At 75.8% G+C, this 15,066-nt stretch carries 15 protein-coding genes; 6 read left to right on the top strand and 9 right to left on the bottom strand.

The window, feature by feature from the left end; translation table 11 throughout:
• The first annotated feature begins 338 nt into the window (after positions 1–338).
• Positions 339–791: a peptidase inhibitor family I36 protein gene (locus tag ACI789_RS18810; RefSeq protein ID WP_457010896.1), complete on the top strand. Its 453-nt coding sequence runs from the start codon at positions 339–341 to the stop codon at positions 789–791.
• Positions 792–1,169: 378 nt separating this feature from the next.
• Positions 1,170–1,415: a hypothetical protein gene (locus ACI789_RS18805; protein WP_457010895.1), complete on the top strand. Its 246-nt coding sequence runs from the start codon at positions 1,170–1,172 to the stop codon at positions 1,413–1,415.
• Positions 1,416–1,597: 182 nt separating this feature from the next.
• Here the strand turns inward: ACI789_RS18805 and ACI789_RS18800 are convergent, their stop codons facing one another.
• The 3 genes from ACI789_RS18800 to ACI789_RS18790 all read right to left on the bottom strand — a co-directional run bounded on the left by ACI789_RS18800 (position 1,598) and on the right by ACI789_RS18790 (position 4,019).
• Positions 1,598–2,257, bottom strand: coding sequence for a class F sortase (locus ACI789_RS18800; protein ID WP_457010894.1), 660 nt, complete (start codon positions 2,255–2,257; stop codon positions 1,598–1,600).
• On the bottom strand, positions 2,254–2,916 hold the full coding sequence (locus tag ACI789_RS18795) for a DUF4142 domain-containing protein (protein WP_457010893.1): 663 nt from the start codon (positions 2,914–2,916) through the stop codon (positions 2,254–2,256). The genes ACI789_RS18800 and ACI789_RS18795 overlap by 4 nt, the downstream gene beginning before the upstream one ends.
• 152 nt (positions 2,917–3,068) lie before the next feature.
• Positions 3,069–4,019 (bottom strand): helix-turn-helix domain-containing protein, encoded by a 951-nt coding sequence (locus ACI789_RS18790; RefSeq protein WP_457010892.1) that lies wholly within the window; start codon positions 4,017–4,019, stop codon positions 3,069–3,071.
• A 112-nt stretch (positions 4,020–4,131) separates the two neighbouring features.
• Here ACI789_RS18790 and ACI789_RS18785 point away from each other — a divergent pair, with 112 nt between their 5' ends.
• Positions 4,132–4,803, top strand: coding sequence for a class I SAM-dependent methyltransferase (locus ACI789_RS18785; RefSeq protein ID WP_457010891.1), 672 nt, complete (start codon positions 4,132–4,134; stop codon positions 4,801–4,803).
• A 7-nt stretch (positions 4,804–4,810) separates the two neighbouring features.
• Here ACI789_RS18785 and ACI789_RS18780 read toward each other — a convergent pair whose 3' ends face one another.
• The 5 genes from ACI789_RS18780 to ACI789_RS18760 form a co-directional block, all read right to left on the bottom strand.
• Positions 4,811–5,620 carry an alpha/beta hydrolase gene (locus tag ACI789_RS18780; protein WP_457010890.1) on the bottom strand — a complete coding sequence of 270 codons (810 nt, stop codon included), beginning with the start codon at positions 5,618–5,620 and terminating at the stop codon, positions 4,811–4,813.
• Between the two features lie 83 nt (positions 5,621–5,703).
• Positions 5,704–6,267: a hypothetical protein gene (locus ACI789_RS18775; RefSeq protein ID WP_457010889.1), complete on the bottom strand. Its 564-nt coding sequence runs from the start codon at positions 6,265–6,267 to the stop codon at positions 5,704–5,706.
• A 148-nt stretch (positions 6,268–6,415) separates the two neighbouring features.
• Positions 6,416–7,966 carry an acetolactate synthase large subunit gene (locus ACI789_RS18770; RefSeq protein WP_457010888.1) on the bottom strand — a complete coding sequence of 517 codons (1,551 nt, stop codon included), beginning with the start codon at positions 7,964–7,966 and terminating at the stop codon, positions 6,416–6,418.
• Between the two features lie 34 nt (positions 7,967–8,000).
• Positions 8,001–8,333, bottom strand: coding sequence for an EthD family reductase (locus tag ACI789_RS18765; RefSeq protein WP_457010887.1), 333 nt, complete (start codon positions 8,331–8,333; stop codon positions 8,001–8,003).
• Between the two features lie 83 nt (positions 8,334–8,416).
• The gene (locus ACI789_RS18760) at positions 8,417–9,355 is read right to left on the bottom strand and encodes an NADP-dependent oxidoreductase (RefSeq protein ID WP_457010886.1); all 939 of its coding nucleotides are present in this window, start codon (positions 9,353–9,355) and stop codon (positions 8,417–8,419) included.
• 106 nt (positions 9,356–9,461) lie between these two features.
• On the opposite strand from ACI789_RS18760, the gene ACI789_RS18755 reads away from it, so the two are divergent.
• From ACI789_RS18755 to ACI789_RS18745, 3 genes are all read left to right on the top strand, one after another.
• Positions 9,462–10,736: a glycosyltransferase gene (locus ACI789_RS18755; protein WP_457010885.1), complete on the top strand. Its 1,275-nt coding sequence runs from the start codon at positions 9,462–9,464 to the stop codon at positions 10,734–10,736.
• Complete coding sequence (locus ACI789_RS18750) at positions 10,733–12,817, top strand: ArnT family glycosyltransferase (protein WP_457010884.1); 2,085 nt, start codon at positions 10,733–10,735, stop codon at positions 12,815–12,817. The genes ACI789_RS18755 and ACI789_RS18750 overlap by 4 nt, the downstream gene beginning before the upstream one ends.
• A 124-nt stretch (positions 12,818–12,941) precedes the next feature.
• Positions 12,942–13,652, top strand: coding sequence for a DUF4230 domain-containing protein (locus ACI789_RS18745; protein WP_457010883.1), 711 nt, complete (start codon positions 12,942–12,944; stop codon positions 13,650–13,652).
• 109 nt (positions 13,653–13,761) lie between these two features.
• Here the strand turns inward: ACI789_RS18745 and ACI789_RS18740 are convergent, their stop codons facing one another.
• Complete coding sequence (locus tag ACI789_RS18740) at positions 13,762–14,958, bottom strand: acyl-CoA dehydrogenase family protein (RefSeq protein ID WP_457010882.1); 1,197 nt, start codon at positions 14,956–14,958, stop codon at positions 13,762–13,764.
• Positions 14,959–15,066: the final 108 nt, after the last annotated feature.

The raw sequence follows: 15,066 nt of genomic DNA, 5'->3' as shown, positions 1-15,066 counted from the left end.
GCCGCCGTCACGCCGAGGAGGGACGGGCGTGACGGAGCGCACACCGGGGCCCGGCGGTGGTCCACCCGAGCCCCAGGGGTGGGGTCTGCTCCCGGGGCCAGCGTCCGATCAGGTCGGGGGAAGACCTCTCGCCGACGGGGGTCAGCTCCATTCAGCGGCGCCGCCGTGGACCCGATTCTGGTCTCGCACCACACGGAACGGCACTCCGATCCACCGCGGAAGGCCCTTCCACCGAGCGGTCCGAGAGAGAGCTGAGCCACCGGTCCGGGATCGCTCGACACCTCCCCCCACCCCCAGCACGGCTGCTCCCCGCTGCCCCGCACCCTCAGGAGAACCCCATGGCCCTCAAGCGCAACCTCGTCCTCGCCGCCGCCGCGACCACCCTCGGCATCGGCGGCGTGCTGCTGCCGGGCGCCACCGCGATGGCCGCCACGACCGATGCCAGCACCACCGCCACCTCGGTGGCCCCCACCATGTACGAGAAGGACGGCTGGTGTGACGCCGGCGAGTTCTGCCTGTACTACATGCAGAACTACGGCGGCGACATGTTCGACCTGTACCTGGACGACGCCGACTTCAGCGACGACGGGTTCTCCACCAACCCCGGCCGGGCCGCGGACAACAACACGCGCTCCTACTGGAACAACGACAGCTACACCTGGCGCGTGTACGACGGGTACGGCTACACCGGCGACGAGCTGCTGTGCATCTCCCCCGGCGACCGCGGCAACTTCAGCTCCTTCGACTGGGACCGCGCCTCCTCCGCCACGTACTCCACCACGCCCTGCTGACCCCACCTCCCGCTCGTAACTGCGGCCACCGGACGACCACGGTCGTCCGGTGGCCGCAGTGCGTCGTCGCCCGGGCGAGGACGGCGGCGAGGTCGCGGGTCGATCCGCCGGGGTGACCCCCCGGGGGACAGCAACCGCTCCGGTCGGGGGACCACCTCCCCGCGGACGGGGGTCAGCTCCATTCAGCCGCTCGGCCGTTCCCCCGATCCTTGAGGTGCAGGAACGGGAGCGGCACTCCCCACCATCGAGGCCCTCCCACCCGGACACCCCACGACCACCGGCCCACGGCCACCGGTCCACGGCGTCCGGGGTGCTGGACCCCATCCCCCACCACGAGCAGGGCCGATCGCGCCCTGCCCCGGCACACCTGGAGAACCCATGGCCCTCAAGCGTCCCCTGATCCTGGCCGCTGCCGCGACCACCCTCGGCATCGGCGGCGTGCTGCTGCCGGGCGCCACCGCGATGGCCGCCACGCCCGCCCAGAGCGCCGCCGTCGAGGCGCCGGCGTCCCAGGTCACGACGACCGAGACCCCCACCACGCAGCCGGACGACTACTACTGCGACTGGGTGTACGTCTGGGACGACTGGGGGAACTGGGTCTACTACGAGGAGTGCTACTACTGATGAGCCTCCCGGCCATGGGCACGCCGGCGGCGTAGTCCCTGGCTGACGAGTCCTCCCCGGGTGCTCGTGCTCTGCCTGCGACCAGCACGCAGAGCACGAGCACTCGCACGTCGAGGGCCTGCTCACGCTCCAGGCCACCGACTCACGCTCCAGGCCACCGGCTCACGCTCCAGGCCACCGGCTCACGCCACGGGGACGGCGACCACCACCACGTTGTCGGCGTAGCTCCCGGTCCGCTCGTCGAAGGCGCCCCCGCAGGTCACCAGCGCCAGTTGCGGCGGGCCGTCGGTGCGGAACAGCTCCGGCGGCAGCGCCGACTTCGCGATCGACGTCCGCGAGGCCACCGCGTACCGGTGCACGGCCCCGCCGGCGTCGGTCACCTCGACGACGTCCCCCTGGCGCAGGGACAGCAGGCCCTCCAGCGGGCCCGCGCCGTAGCGCACCGAGTCCACGTGCCCGGCGACGACCGCCGTCCCGGCGGGGTCACCGGGCACCGCTCCCCCGGCGTACCAGCCGAGCACCGTCGGCCGCTCCGGCAACTGCAGCGCGCCGGAGGCCAGCACCCCGACCGGCACCAGCGGCACCGGGTCCGGGGTCGTGGCCGGCGGGAGGGTGAGCGCCACCGGTGCCGGGGAGACCGGCGGCGGGGTGGTCGGTGCCGGGGTCGACGGCGGCGGGGTCGACGGCGACGGCGCGACCGACGCCGAGGCCGCCGCGGCCACCGGCGGCCCGATGTCGGGCGCGTCGGCCCGGGGCGGCACGCGGGTCAGCGCGAGCCCCGAGCCGACGAGCACCACGCCCGCGACGACCAGCACCAGGTGCCGGACGCGCGGGCCTCTCACGCGGCGGTCGCCCGCCGGCGCACCAGCCCCGCGGTCCCGGCCGCCAGCGCCAGCGCGCCCACGCCGGTCAGCACCCACCCGGTGGTGCCCAGCCCGTCGCCGGCCGCCTGTCCACCGGTGCCGCCGGGCACCGACGTCGGGACGCCGTACTTCTGCGCCGCGTCGCGCAGCTGCGACAGGTGCTGCTGGACCACCGGGGTGGCCGCCTGGGCCAGCTGCAGCACCGTCTGGTCCGACCCGTTCTGGATCTCGCGCTGCGTGGCGGCCAGCGTCGTCGAGTGCGAGCCGATCTGCTGGGCGATCCAGGCGGTGTCGAACTCCTGGCCGGAGTTCTGCTGCACCGCCGCCAGCTGTTGCTGCTGCTCGGCGGTCGGCTCGCCGGGCAGCTCGACGCCCAGCTGCTGCGCGGCCTGCGTGAGCTGCTGGTCGAGCTGGGTGTGCATCTGCACGAACATCGCGCCGAGGTCGCGGACCTCCGGGGTGGTGGCCGCCTGCTGCGCGGCGTTGCCGGCAGCGATCTCGGCGAGGTTGCTCTGGTGGGCGGCCTGCATCCAGGTGACGTCCTGGTCCGACGGCGCGGCCAGCGCCGGACCGGCGGCCAGGACGACGGTGCCGAGCACCGCCAGTGGGAGGAGGACGAGACGGGACGATCTGCGCATGTCGGGGACTCCGAAGCGTCGAACGGGTCACGGCCGGGGCGCCTCCTGCCCACCGCCGCGGAGGACATCGGCGACGTACCCCGCACAACTGTGTCCCACGCCACTCAACGGGAGGCGATCGTCTCGGGATCCACCGGTCGCACCCCGGCCCGTCAGCGCCCGCGGGCGGCCCGGCGCCACTCCTGCGGCGGGACGCCGTGCGCGGTGCGGAAGCGCCGGATCAGGTAGCCGGCGTCGGCGTACCCGACCCGGCCGGCCACCGCCTGCACGGTCAGGTCGGTCTCGGTGAGCAGCCGGCGGGCCTCGGCGAGCCGGCGCTCGGTGATCCACTGCTGCACGGTCCGGCCGGTGCGCCGGCCGACGACGGTGGTCAGGTGACCCGGCGACAACCCGACGGCGTCGGCGACCTCGCGCAGCGAGATCGGCTCGGCGTAACGCTGCTCCACCACGTCGAACACGGCGGCCAGCAGCGGCTCGTCCCGCAGCCGCAGGTGGCCGGGGACGTCGGCGGCCAGCCGGGCGAGGTCGACCAGCAGGAGGGTCAGGCAGGCCAGCGCCGCCTCGGCGTACCCCTCCCGCCGCTCGCGCAGCTCCCGCTCGAGGTCGGCCAGCCGGCGCGACCACGCCGCCCGCTCGGCCTCCGGCACCCCCAGCCGCTGCACGCCGCCGGCCCGCCCGCCGACGAAGGGGAACAGCAGCGGGTGCGCCCGCCAGGAGCCGAAGCTGCCGGGGCTGCGCCGCTCGACGGCGTCGGGCGGGAAGAAGACCGACCACAGCAGCACGTCGGCGAGGTCGCCGGTGAGGTCGGGCGCGACCACCTCACCGGGGGCCACCACCAGCAGGTCGCCCGCCGAGACCGGCCAGTCCCGGGCGTCCACCCGCAGCCGGCCCGCGCCCCGCTCGACGTAGCTGAGCACGAGGAAGTCGTGCGCGTGCGGGCGGCCGGGCGGGGCGCCGGCGTGCGCGTGGTCGCCGTCGAACCGGGAGACCGTCACCGGCGGGGCGCCCGCCTCGCGCGCGTAGGAGTAGACCGGCGCGCCGTCGACCCGCCGCCCGCGCAGCAGCCGCCCGACCGGCTCGCGATCGTCGGAAGAACGTCCCATACCGTCCGATCTCCCGCCCTTGTCGCCGCTTCCCAGGCGGCCGATCGTAGTGGGACAGACCCAAAAGATGGTCCCGCCGAGCGGCGGGCCGGACGCCTGAGGAGGCACCGACATGGGCGAGGTCACCACGCGGACGACGGTGACCGGCGAGGAGCGCGACTTCCTCCCCGGGATGGCCCGGGAGTGGCTGCTCCCCCTCTACGACCCGATGACCCGGCTCTTCGGCGTGGACCGGATCCACCGCCGGCTGGTCGACCAGGCCGGCCTGCGGCCCGGTCAGCGGGTGCTGGAGATCGGCTGCGGCACCGGCAACCTGCTGCTGGCGGCCAAGCAGGCCGAGCCCGCGGCGGTCGCCGTCGGCCTCGACCCCGACCTCGCCGCGCTGGCCCGCGCCCGCCGCAAGGCCCGCCGCCGCGGGGTCGCCGTCCAGCTGGACCGCGGCTACGCCGACGCGCTGCCCTACCCCGACGACAGCGTGGACGTCGTCCTCTCCTCGTTCATGCTCCACCACCTGCCCGACGACCAACGCGACCCCGCCCTGCGCGAGGCGGTCCGGGTGCTGCGGCCCGGCGGCGCGCTGCACCTGGTGGACGTCGGCGGCGGCGAGAACCCCGCCCACGGCCGGCTCCGCTCCCGCGGGCACCGGCACGAGCACTCGGGGCCGCACGCCGTCGAGGGCATCCCGGACCTGCTCCGGCGGGCCGGGTTCGTCGACGTCGTCGCGACCGGCTCGGGTGAGCACCGACGGATCGGCCGCTACACCAGCTACCGCGCCACGACCTGAGCGCGGGTCAGCCGGCCAGCTCGACGACGGCGTCGACCAGTGCGTCGCCGTCGAGCAGCACCGGGTCGTTGTGGTCGGCGCCGGGCACCTCCACCAGCCGGTGCAGCCCGGCGGCGGCCGCGGCGACCGCGCGGCTCTGCTCCGGCGGCACGATCGAGTCGGCGTCTCCCAGCACGACCGAGGTCGGCACCCGCACCGTGGCGATGCGCTCGGCCACCGGGTAGCGGTCCCGCAGCAACGCCCGTACGGGCAGGAACGGGTAGTGGACGCTGCCGACCGCGGCGAGGTCGACGAACGGCGAGCGCAGCACCAGGCCGGCCGGCGGGTGCTCGGTGGCCAGCTCGGTCACCACCGCGGCGCCCAGGCTCTCGCCGAGGTAGAGCAGCCGGCCCGGCGGCACCCCGGCCTCCTCGACGAGGTACGCCCGCGCAGCGCGGACGTCCCGGGCCAGGCCCTCCTCGCTGGGGCTGCCCGGGTTCCCGCCGTACCCGCGGTAGTCGAACAGCAGCACGGCCAGCCCGCGGTCGGACAGCGCCCGGGCCAGCGGGGCGCGCAGCCCGCGGTGCCCGCCGTTGCCGTTGGCGACCAGCACCGCGGGCGCGGCCGGACCGGCGCCGGGCACGAACCAGGCGTCCAGCTCCAGCCCGTCCGAGGTCCTCAGGACCACGTCGCGGGCGCCGGGCAGCACCGCCGTGGCGGGTGGGAGCGGGCCGTCCGACGGCAGGTAGACCAGCCGGCGCTGCAGCCCCCACAGCAGGCCGGTCAGCACGGCGAGCACCGCGACGACGACCACCGCGGCCCGCACCAGGGCACGCACACCGCTCCCTCCCGGTCAGGACGACGCCGGCGGGACCCCTTCGGGGAGGTCCCCGATCCGCCCCGCCGGCGTTCCCGCCGGGATCAGGCGACGAACCTGTCGCAGAGGTCGACGACGTCGGCGTCCAGCCGCAGGCCGTCCACGGCGGTGGACTCCCCGGTCGCGGGGTCGATCGTCAGGCGCAGCAGGACCGTGCCCTCCTGGACGTACATCAGGTGCGGCAGGCCTGCCTCGTCGGCCGCCGCCCGCTCGACGTCGTTGCCGGCGTAGAGCACCGTGGGTCCGTCGACCTCGAACACCACCTCGGTGCTGTCCGACGAGACGAGGTCCCAGCTGGGACCCGAGGTGTCCAGCTCGTCGACGGTGGCGCCGTCGGACTGCCGGGTGAGGTCGACCGTCCGCGCGCCGCGGAACTCGACGAACGTGCCGCCGTCGTCCAGGGCCTGCTGGCGCTGCTCCGCCTCCCGGACGTCGCCGCCGGCGATCGTGACCACCGATCCGCAGGCCTCCACGTCGACCGGGTCGTAGAACTCCTCCGGGACGGGGACCCACCCGTCGCCGTCGGGTGGCTGGGCGTTCGCCGCCGAGGTACCGCCCCCGGACAGCGCCAGCACCGTCACCGCCGTTCCCACCAGGACTCGTCGCACCGCGACCACCTCCTCGCCGAGTCGGCTCCTCCGCGGCGGAGCGTAGGGAGTGCCGCGGCGGCCCGCGCCGGTCCGAGGACCGTCCTGTGCGGTGCCGCCGCGTTCCGTTCCCGGGCGTGCGACGGGCGCTACGCGGCGACGCCGCGGCTCAGCGACGGCCCGGCAGGACCGCGTCGACCAGGTGCGGGCCGGGCTCGGCCAGCGCCTTCTGCAGCTGGTCGGCCAGCTCCTCCGCCGTCCCGGCCCGGGTGGCCGGCACGCCCATGCCGGAGGCCAGGGCGACGAAGTCCAGCCCGGGGCCGCCCAGGTGCAGCAGCTGCCCGGCGCGCTCGCCGTCGCCCCGCGCGCCGACCCGGGACAGCTCGTGCTCGAGGATCGCGTAGGAGCCGTTGTCGCACACGAGCACCGTGACGTCGAGCTGCTCGCGGGCCATGGTCCACAGCGACTGGATCGTGTACATGGCGCTGCCGTCGGCCTGCAGGGCGAGCACCGGCCGGTCGGGGCAGGCCACCGCCGCGCCGACCGCCATGGGCAGCCCGTCGCCGATGGCGCCGCCGGTGAGCGACAGCCAGTCGTGCCGCGGCACCCCGGAGGTGAGCTCGGCGAGGCCGACGCCGGAGGTCAGCGCCTCGTCGACGACGACCGCGCCCTCCGGCAGCAGCGCCCCGACCACCGCGGCCATCGACCGCGGGGTGAGCTCCCCGACGGGGATCTCCGGGCGGGCCGCCTCGAGGAGCACCGGCTGCGCCTCGGGCGCGGCGAGCTCGGCGAGGGCCTGCAGCGCGGCCGCGCCGTCCTCGCCGGGGGCGGACAGCACGTGCACCGCGCAGTCGTGCGGCACCGGATGGCCCGGGACGCCGGGGTAGCCGAAGAAGTGCACCGGGGCGGGGGCGCCGGCCAGCACCAGGTGCGCGGTGCCGGCCAGCGCGGCCATCGCCATCTCCGGCGGGTAGGGCAGCTTGGTCACGTCGGGCAGGCCCGCGCCGCGGACCATCCGGGTGGAGAAGGTCTCGCTCACCAGCCGCGCGCCGGTGGCGGCGGCGACCCGCCCCGCGGCCAGCAGCGCCTCCTCGCTGGCCACGACGTCCCCGCCGAGGAAGAGCACCGCCGGCCGTCCCGAGCCCAGCGCGGCGGCCACGTCCGCGACCACGGAGGGGGGCACCTGCGGGGCCGGCCGCACCGGCCGCGGGTCGGCCGGCCCGGCGCCGTCGGACCAGGAGACGTCCGCGGGCAGGACGAGCGTGGCGACCGTTCCGCGGGCCGCCGCGGCGACCGCCTCGGCGGCGTCGGCGCCCACGTCGGCCGGGGACAGCGAGCGGCGCACCCAGCCCGAGACCGCCCCGGCCAGCGCGTCGACGTCGGACTCCAGCGGCGCGTCCAGCCGCTTGTGCGAGCGGGCGTGGTCGCCGACGACGTTGACCACGGGGGCGCCGCCGCGCCGTGCGTTGTGCAGGTTGGCCAGGCCGTTGCCCAGGCCCGGGCCCAGGTGCAGCAGGGTCGCCGCGGGGCGGCCGGCCATCCGCGCGTAGCCGTCGGCCGCGCCGGTGGCCACCCCCTCGAACAGGGTCAGCACGCCGCGCATCTCGGGCACGTCGTCCAGCGCGGCGACGAAGTGCATCTCCGAGGTGCCGGGGTTGGCGAAGCAGACGTCGACGCCGGCCCCCACGAGCGTGCGGATGAGCGCCTGCGCGCCGTTCACCGGGTTCCCCCCGCGGCGCCCCGCTGCACCGCCGTCACGGCACGTAGGGCATGCCGGCCTTGACCTCGCGGACGTCGAAGTGGGCGAAGGTGACCCCGCCGGTGGCGAAGTTCCCGACGTCGGCCGCCGCCGCCTGACCCTCCGGCGAGGACAGCGCCCGGCCCATCGCCTCCTCGGAGTCGAACTCCAGCTCGGCGACGAAGTAGGCCGTCGGCTGCGAGCCGTCCATCGACTTGGGGTGACCGACGACGAACCGGTTCACGCCGGGCATCTCCATGGCCAGCGGGACGTGCGTGTCGCGGTAGTACTCGTCGAACGCCCCCGGGTCCTCGGGCTGTCCGTAGCTGACCACGAGCCTGTGCACCATGTGCGCACCCTCCGATCCGGCCCGGGCCCCGCTGCCCGGGAGTGGCCCCCACCCTGGCAGGTCGGGCGCCACTCCCGCGACCGCTAGAACGTGATGACCAGGCGGCCGCGGATGCCGCCGCCCTCGAGCAGCCGGTGTGCCTCGGCGCCCTGTTCGGCGGGGAGGGTGCGCGCCACGCGCAGCGACACCACGCCCTGCTCGGCCAGCTCGCGCAGCCCGTCGAGCTCCCCCGCCTCCTCGGCGTACTGGCGGACCATCACCGGGTGCACGCGCAGCCCGCGCTGCCCGTCGCCCCGGTAGCCGCGGACGGTGGCCACCGTGCCGCCGTCCCGCACCGCCGGCAGGACCAGCTCGTCCTGCACCGCGCCGTCGGCCAGGCCGTCGACGCCGTCGGGGTAGCGCTCGCGGATCCGCTCGGCGACGTCGTCCCCGCGCCGGACGACGACGTCGGCGCCGAGGTCGCGGACCAGCTGCTCGTCGGCCTCGGAGGCGTCGGCGACGACGGTCAGCCCCTCGTTCTTGGCCAGCTGGACCACGTACCCGCCGAACGCGCCCGCGGCCCCGGTGACGGCGAGCACCTGGCCGGGCTGCAGCGCCATGCGGTCCAGCGCCAGCCGCGCGGTGAGCCCGTTCATCGGCAGGGTCGCGGCCTCGGCGTCGGTGCTGTCCTTGGGCGAGCGGGCCACCGAGCCGACCGGGACGACGAGGTCCTCGCGGTAGCCGCCGTGCGCGCCGGAGGGCAGCACGACCGCCATCACCCGGTCGCCGACCTGCAGGTCGGTCTGCACGCCGGGGCCGATCTCGGCGAGCACGCCGGCGGCGTCCATCCCGGGCACCTTCGGCATCTCCTTCACCGGGTCCCGCTCGGCGTAGACGCCGTTGCGGACGTAGGTGTCCGTGGGGTTGACGGTCGCGGCGGTCACCCGCAGCCGCACCTGTCCCGGCCCCAGCGGCTCGGCCGGGACGTCGACGACGTGCAGGGCCTCCGGGCCTCCGTACTCGGTCACTCCGACAGCTCTCATGCCGCGACCCAACACCCCGTGCCCGGCCGTCTTCCCGGCGCTTCCGCACAGCAGAACCCCAGCCGGCTCCGGGGGACGTCCCAGTCCGCAGCGCGACGGTGACGGCATGCCACCGTTCCTGCACGAGGCGCACGACCGCGCCCGCAGCGGGCCGCCCGTGCTCGACGTCGTCGTCCCCGTGCACGACGAGGAGCACGACCTCGAGCCGTGCCTGCGCCGCCTGCACGCGCACCTCACCGAGGCGCTGCCCTACCCGTTCCGGATCACCGTCGCCGAGAACGCCAGCACCGACCGGACCCTGGAGGTGGCCACCCGCGTGGCCGCCGAGCTGCCGGGGATCGAGGTGCTGGCGCTGCCCGAGCCCGGCCGCGGCCGGGCGCTGCGCACCGCCTGGCTGCGCTCGGACGCGCCGGTCCTGGTCTACACGGACGTCGACCTGTCCACCGACCTCGCCGCGCTGCTGCCCCTGGTCGCGCCGCTGATCAGCGGCCACTCCGACCTGGCGATCGGCACCCGGCTGTCCCGGTCCTCCCGGGTGGTGCGCGGGCTCAAGAGGGAGGTCATCTCGCGCGGCTACAACCTGCTGCTGCGCCGCACCCTGGCCACGTCGCTGTCGGATGCGCAGTGCGGGTTCAAGGCGATCCGGGCCGACGTCGCCGCCCGGCTGCTGCCGCTGGTCGAGGACACCGGGTGGTTCTTCGACACCGAGCTGCTGGTGCTGGCCGAGCGCGCCGGGCTGCGCATCCACGAGGTCCCGGTCGACTGGGTCGACGACCCCGACAGCCGGGTGGACGTCGTCGCGACGGCGCGGGCCGACCTCGCCGGGATCGTGCGGATGATGCGGGCGTTCACCACCGGCCGGCTGCCGGTGGCCGACCTGCGCGCGCAGATCGGCCGCGCGCCGCTGCCCGACCCGGTGCCGGGGATGCCGGCCGGGCTGACCGCCCAGCTGGTCCGCTTCGCCGTCATCGGGGTCGCCTCGACGCTGGCCTACCTGGCGCTGTTCCTGCTGCTGCGCGGGGTGGTGCCCGCGCAGGCGGCCAACCTGGGCGCGCTGCTCACCACCGCGATCGCGAACACGGCGGCCAACCGGCGGATCACCTTCGGCATCCGCGGCGGCCCCGGCGCCGCCCGGGCGCAGCTGCAGGGCCTGGTCGTGTTCGCCCTCGGCCTGGCGCTGACCAGCGGCTCGCTGGCCGTGCTGCACGCCCTCACCGCCGCGCCCTCGACCGCGGTCGAGGCGACCGTCCTCGTCGGCGCCAACGCCGCGGCCACCCTGCTGCGCTTCCTGCTGCTGCGCGGCTGGGTGTTCCGTCCCCGGCCGGCCGCGGACCCGGCCGCCCCCACGTCCGCAGTGCCCGAGATGGAGACCGCCCGATGACCGCCACCGCCCCCGCGGCGACGCTGCCCGCCGACCTCGCGCCGGCCCCGGCCCGCCCCGGCCGGGTGCGCCGGCTGGTCCGCGGCCGCGCCGCCGACCCCGCCTGGGTGCGCCCCGCCCTGCTCGGGCTGCTCGCCGCCACCGGGCTGCTCCACCTCTGGGACCTCGCGGCCTCCGGCTGGGCCAACGCCTTCTACGCCGCCGCCGCCCAGGCCGGCTCGGCGGACTGGACTGCGTTCTTCTACGGCTCCTCCGACGCCGCCAACTCGATCACCGTCGACAAGCCCCCGGCCGCGCTGTGGGTCATGGCGCTGTCGGTCCGGCTGTTCGGGCTGTCGTCGTGGTCGATCCTGGTGCCGCAGGCGCTGATGGGCGTGGCCACGGTCGGCGTCCTGTACCTGGCGGTGCGCCGGGTGGCCGGGGCGGGCGCCGGCCTGCTCGCCGGGACGGCGATGGCGCTCACCCCGGTCGCGGTGCTGATGTTCCGGTTCGACAACCCCGACGCGCTGCTCGTGCTGCTGCTGACCGTGGCCGCGTACGCACTGACCCGGGCCGTCGAGGGAGCCGGCGGACGGTGGCTGGCGCTGGTGGGCATCCTGGTCGGGTTCGCCTTCCTCACCAAGATGCTGCAGGCGCTGCTCGTCGTCCCGGCGTTCGCGCTGGTGTACCTGGTCGCCGCCCCCACGGGGCTGGGCCGGCGGATCCGGCACCTGCTGGGCGCCGGGCTGGGCCTGGTCGTGGCCGGCGGCTGGTGGGTCGCGGTCGTGGAGCTGGTGCCGGCGTCGATGCGGCCCTACATCGGCGGCTCGCAGACCGACTCGGTGTGGGAGCTCATCTGGGGCTACAACGGCCTGGGCCGGATCACCGGCGACGAGACCGGCAGCGTCGGCGGCGGTGGGGGCTGGGGGCAGACCGGCCTGACCCGGCTGTTCGGCAGCGAGATCGGCGGCCAGGTCGCCTGGCTGCTGCCCGCCGCGCTGGTGCTGCTGGCCGCCGGGCTGGTCGCGGTCGGCCGGGCGCCGCGCACCGACCGCCGCCGGGCCGCGCTGCTCCTCTGGGGCGGCTGGCTGCTGGTGACCGGGCTGGTCTTCAGCCTGATGGCCGGCATCTTCCACGCCTACTACACGGTGGCGCTGGCCCCGGCGATCGCGGCACTCATCGGCCTCGGCGGCGCGCTGCTCTGGCAGCGCCGTGGGCGGGTGTGGGCGCGGCTGGTCCTCGCCGCGACGGTCGCGGGGACCGCGGGCTGGGCCTGGGTGCTGCTGGGCCGCTCGGCCGAGTTCCTGCCGTGGCTGCGCTGGGCGGTCGTCGGAGCCGGGGTCCTCGCCGCGGTCGGGCTGCTCGTCGTCGACCGGGCCGGCCGGGCGGTCGCCGCGGGCGTGCTGGCGCTCGCCGTCGTCGCCGGTCTCGCCGGGCCCGCGGCGTACGCGGCGCAGACCGCCGGTACCGCGCACACCGGCTCCATCCCCTCCGCCGGGCCCACGGTGACCTCCGCCGGCTTCGGCCCCGGTGGCGGCGGCGGGCCGGGCGGGTTCCGCGGCGGCACCGGGACGTTCACGCCGCCCACCGGCGGCACCGGGACGTTCTCGCCACCGACCGGCGGCACGGCCGGGCAGCCGCCGGCCGGGGGCGTGCCCGGGAGCACGGGGACGGGAGGCACGGCCACCGGGGGCACGGGCACCCGCGGCGCCGGCGGGTTCGGCGGTGGCATGGGCGGCCTGCTCGACGCCGCGGAGCCCAGCGAGGAGGTCGTGGCCCTGCTCTCGGCGGACGCGTCGTCCTACACCTGGGCCGCCGCCACGGTCGGGTCGAACAACGCGGCCGGCTACCAGCTGGCCACCGAGCTGCCCGTGATGCCGGTCGGCGGCTTCAACGGCAGCGACCCCTCCCCCACGCTGGAGGAGTTCCAGGCCCTCGTCGATTCCGGCGACGTCCACTGGTTCATCGGCGGCGGGATCGGGATGCGCAGCGACGGCGGCAGCGACGCCGCCGCGCAGATCGCCACCTGGGTCGCGGAGGACTTCGAGTCGACGACCGTGGACGGCGTGACGCTCTACGACCTCACCCAGCCCGCCGGCTGAGGTCCGCGGGTGCTCGTGCGCCGCCCGCTCCGGTGGGCGGCGCACGAGCACCCGGCGTGTCGGGAATGAGCCGCCGGCGGCCGTCGCTGAACGGGGCAATCCCCCCGATCGCGAGAGGCCGCGCATGCCCGCTCTGCTGCAGCACCGCCCCGCTCCCGCCCCCGCGACGGAGGGGGCGCCCCGCTCCCGCCGGTCGTTCCCGCGCCGGCTGGTCGCCGCGGGGATCGGCGTCGCCGTGCTGGTCCCGGTCGCCGCCCAGGTGCGCGACTGGCTCCCGGGCAGCCCGCTCGAGCAGCAGGTCGTCGACCGCAGCACGACGCCGCTGCTGCTCGCGCTCGACGACCTGCACGAGTACCACGCCGCGACCGGCACCTTCCAGGTCGTCGTGGACCGGGAGGTGGACACCCGGTACGTCCCGTCGGTGATCAGCGGCGAGCGGGTCAGCTTCCTGGCCACCGGCACCGCCGACGCCTACGTCGACTTCGAGGGCCTGGACGCCGGCCGCGTGGAGCTCTCCCCCGACGGGACCTCGGCCACCATCGAGCTGCCGGCCCCGCGCCTGGCCGAGGTGCGGGTCGACCCGGCACAGAGCCGGGTGCTGGACCGCGACCGCGGGCTGCTGGACCGGGTCGGCGACGCGCTGGGCGACGGATCCTCGGACGACTCCGCGCTCTACGCGCTGGCCGAGGAGAAGCTGGCCGGCGCGGCGGCCGCCAGCGACCTGCTCGACCGCGCGGAGGACAACACCCGCGACATGCTGACCACCCTGGCGCAGTCCCTGGGCGTCGAGCAGGTCGAGGTGACCTTCGCGGCGGCGCCCGGCGCCGCCGGCTGACTCGAAGGACCCTCCTGCCCCCCACCCCTCGCAGGCTCGCGGCGGGCCCCTGCAGGAGGGCCACCCCGGCCCGGTCCCCTCGCGACGGGGGGGCCGGGGCCGGGGTGCGTCAGCGCTTGAGCGCGTACTCCTTGAGCAGGCCGCGGCTGATGATCGTCTTCTGGATCTCGCTGGTGCCCTCGCCGATGAGCAGGAACGGCGCCTCGCGCATCAGCCGCTCGATCTCGTACTCCTTGGAGTAGCCGTAGCCGCCGTGGATGCGGAACGACTCACTCGTCACCTCCGCGGCGTACTCGCTGGCCAGCAGCTTGGCCATGCCGGCCTCGACGTCGTTGCGCGAGCCGGCGTCCTTCAGCCGCGCGGCGCGCACCATCATCGCGTGGGCGGCCTCGACCTTGGTCGCCATCTCGGCGAGCTTGAACGCGATCGCCTGGTGCTGGGCGATCGGCTTGCCGAACGTCTCCCGCTGCTGGGCGTACTCGATGGCCAGCTCGAAGGCCCGCAGGGCGATGCCGCAGCCGCGGGCGGCGACGTTGACCCGGCCCACCTCGACGCCGTCCATCATCTGGGCGAAGCCGCGGCCCGGCGTCCCGCCGAGGACGTGCTCGGCCCCGATGCGGAAACCGTCGAACACCAGCTCGGTGGTGTCCACGCCCTTGTAGCCCATCTTGTCGATCTTGCCGGGGATGGTGAGTCCCGGGAGCACCTCGCCGAAACCGGCGGGCTTCTCGACGAGGAGGGTCGTCAGGTTCTGGTGCGGCTTCTCCGCCCCCTCGTCGGTGCGCACCAGCGCGGCGACCAGCGTGGAGCTGGCGCCGTTGGTCAGCCACATCTTCTGGCCGTCGACGACGTAGGAGTCGCCGTCGCGCACCGCCTTGGTGCGGATGCCGGCGACGTCGGAGCCCAACCCCGGCTCGGACATGGAGAACGCCCCGCGGACCTCGCCGGCGGCCATGCGCGGCAGCAGGCTCTGCTTCTGCTCCTCGGTGCCGTGCTGGACCAGCATGTACGCCACGATGAAGTGGGTGTTGATGACGCCGGAGACGCTCATCCACCCGCGGGCGATCTCCTCGACGGCGAGCGCGTAGGTCAGCAGGGACTCGCCGAGGCCGCCGTACTCCTCGGGGATGGTCAGCCCGAAGACCCCCAGCTCCTTGAGGCCCTCGACGATCTCGGTCGGGTAGACGTCGCCGTGCTCGAGCTCCTGCGCGTTGGGGATGATCTCCTTGTCCACGAAGCTGCGGACCGTCGCCAGGATCTCCTGCTGGACGTCGGTCAGGTCGGCGGTCTGGGCCAGGCGGGTCATGGCGAAAGCTCCTCCGGGACTCCGGTGTCCGTGGTTACCGGTGAGTATGGAGCACTCGCGCCCGCCGTCCGGGGAGCCCCCGGTTCCACCGGCCGGCACCCAGGAACC

This window comes from Geodermatophilus sp. SYSU D00965 (genome assembly GCF_054050075.1).
Note: the sequence above shows the minus strand (reverse complement) of the source record. Positions and strands in the feature narration are given on the sequence as shown.

Coding starts and splice junctions, on each gene's coding strand:
- ACI789_RS18785 (WP_457010891.1), top strand. CDS start 4,132: ATGGGCGAGGTCACCACGCGGACGACGGTGACCGGCGAGGAGCGCGAC.
- ACI789_RS18755 (WP_457010885.1), top strand. CDS start 9,462: ATGCCACCGTTCCTGCACGAGGCGCACGACCGCGCCCGCAGCGGGCCG.
- ACI789_RS18765 (WP_457010887.1), bottom strand. CDS start 8,333: ATGGTGCACAGGCTCGTGGTCAGCTACGGACAGCCCGAGGACCCGGGG.
- ACI789_RS18805 (WP_457010895.1), top strand. CDS start 1,170: ATGGCCCTCAAGCGTCCCCTGATCCTGGCCGCTGCCGCGACCACCCTC.
- ACI789_RS18795 (WP_457010893.1), bottom strand. CDS start 2,916: ATGCGCAGATCGTCCCGTCTCGTCCTCCTCCCACTGGCGGTGCTCGGC.
- ACI789_RS18790 (WP_457010892.1), bottom strand. CDS start 4,019: ATGGGACGTTCTTCCGACGATCGCGAGCCGGTCGGGCGGCTGCTGCGC.
- ACI789_RS18745 (WP_457010883.1), top strand. CDS start 12,942: ATGCCCGCTCTGCTGCAGCACCGCCCCGCTCCCGCCCCCGCGACGGAG.
- ACI789_RS18760 (WP_457010886.1), bottom strand. CDS start 9,355: ATGAGAGCTGTCGGAGTGACCGAGTACGGAGGCCCGGAGGCCCTGCAC.
- ACI789_RS18740 (WP_457010882.1), bottom strand. CDS start 14,958: ATGACCCGCCTGGCCCAGACCGCCGACCTGACCGACGTCCAGCAGGAG.
- ACI789_RS18810 (WP_457010896.1), top strand. CDS start 339: ATGGCCCTCAAGCGCAACCTCGTCCTCGCCGCCGCCGCGACCACCCTC.
- ACI789_RS18750 (WP_457010884.1), top strand. CDS start 10,733: ATGACCGCCACCGCCCCCGCGGCGACGCTGCCCGCCGACCTCGCGCCG.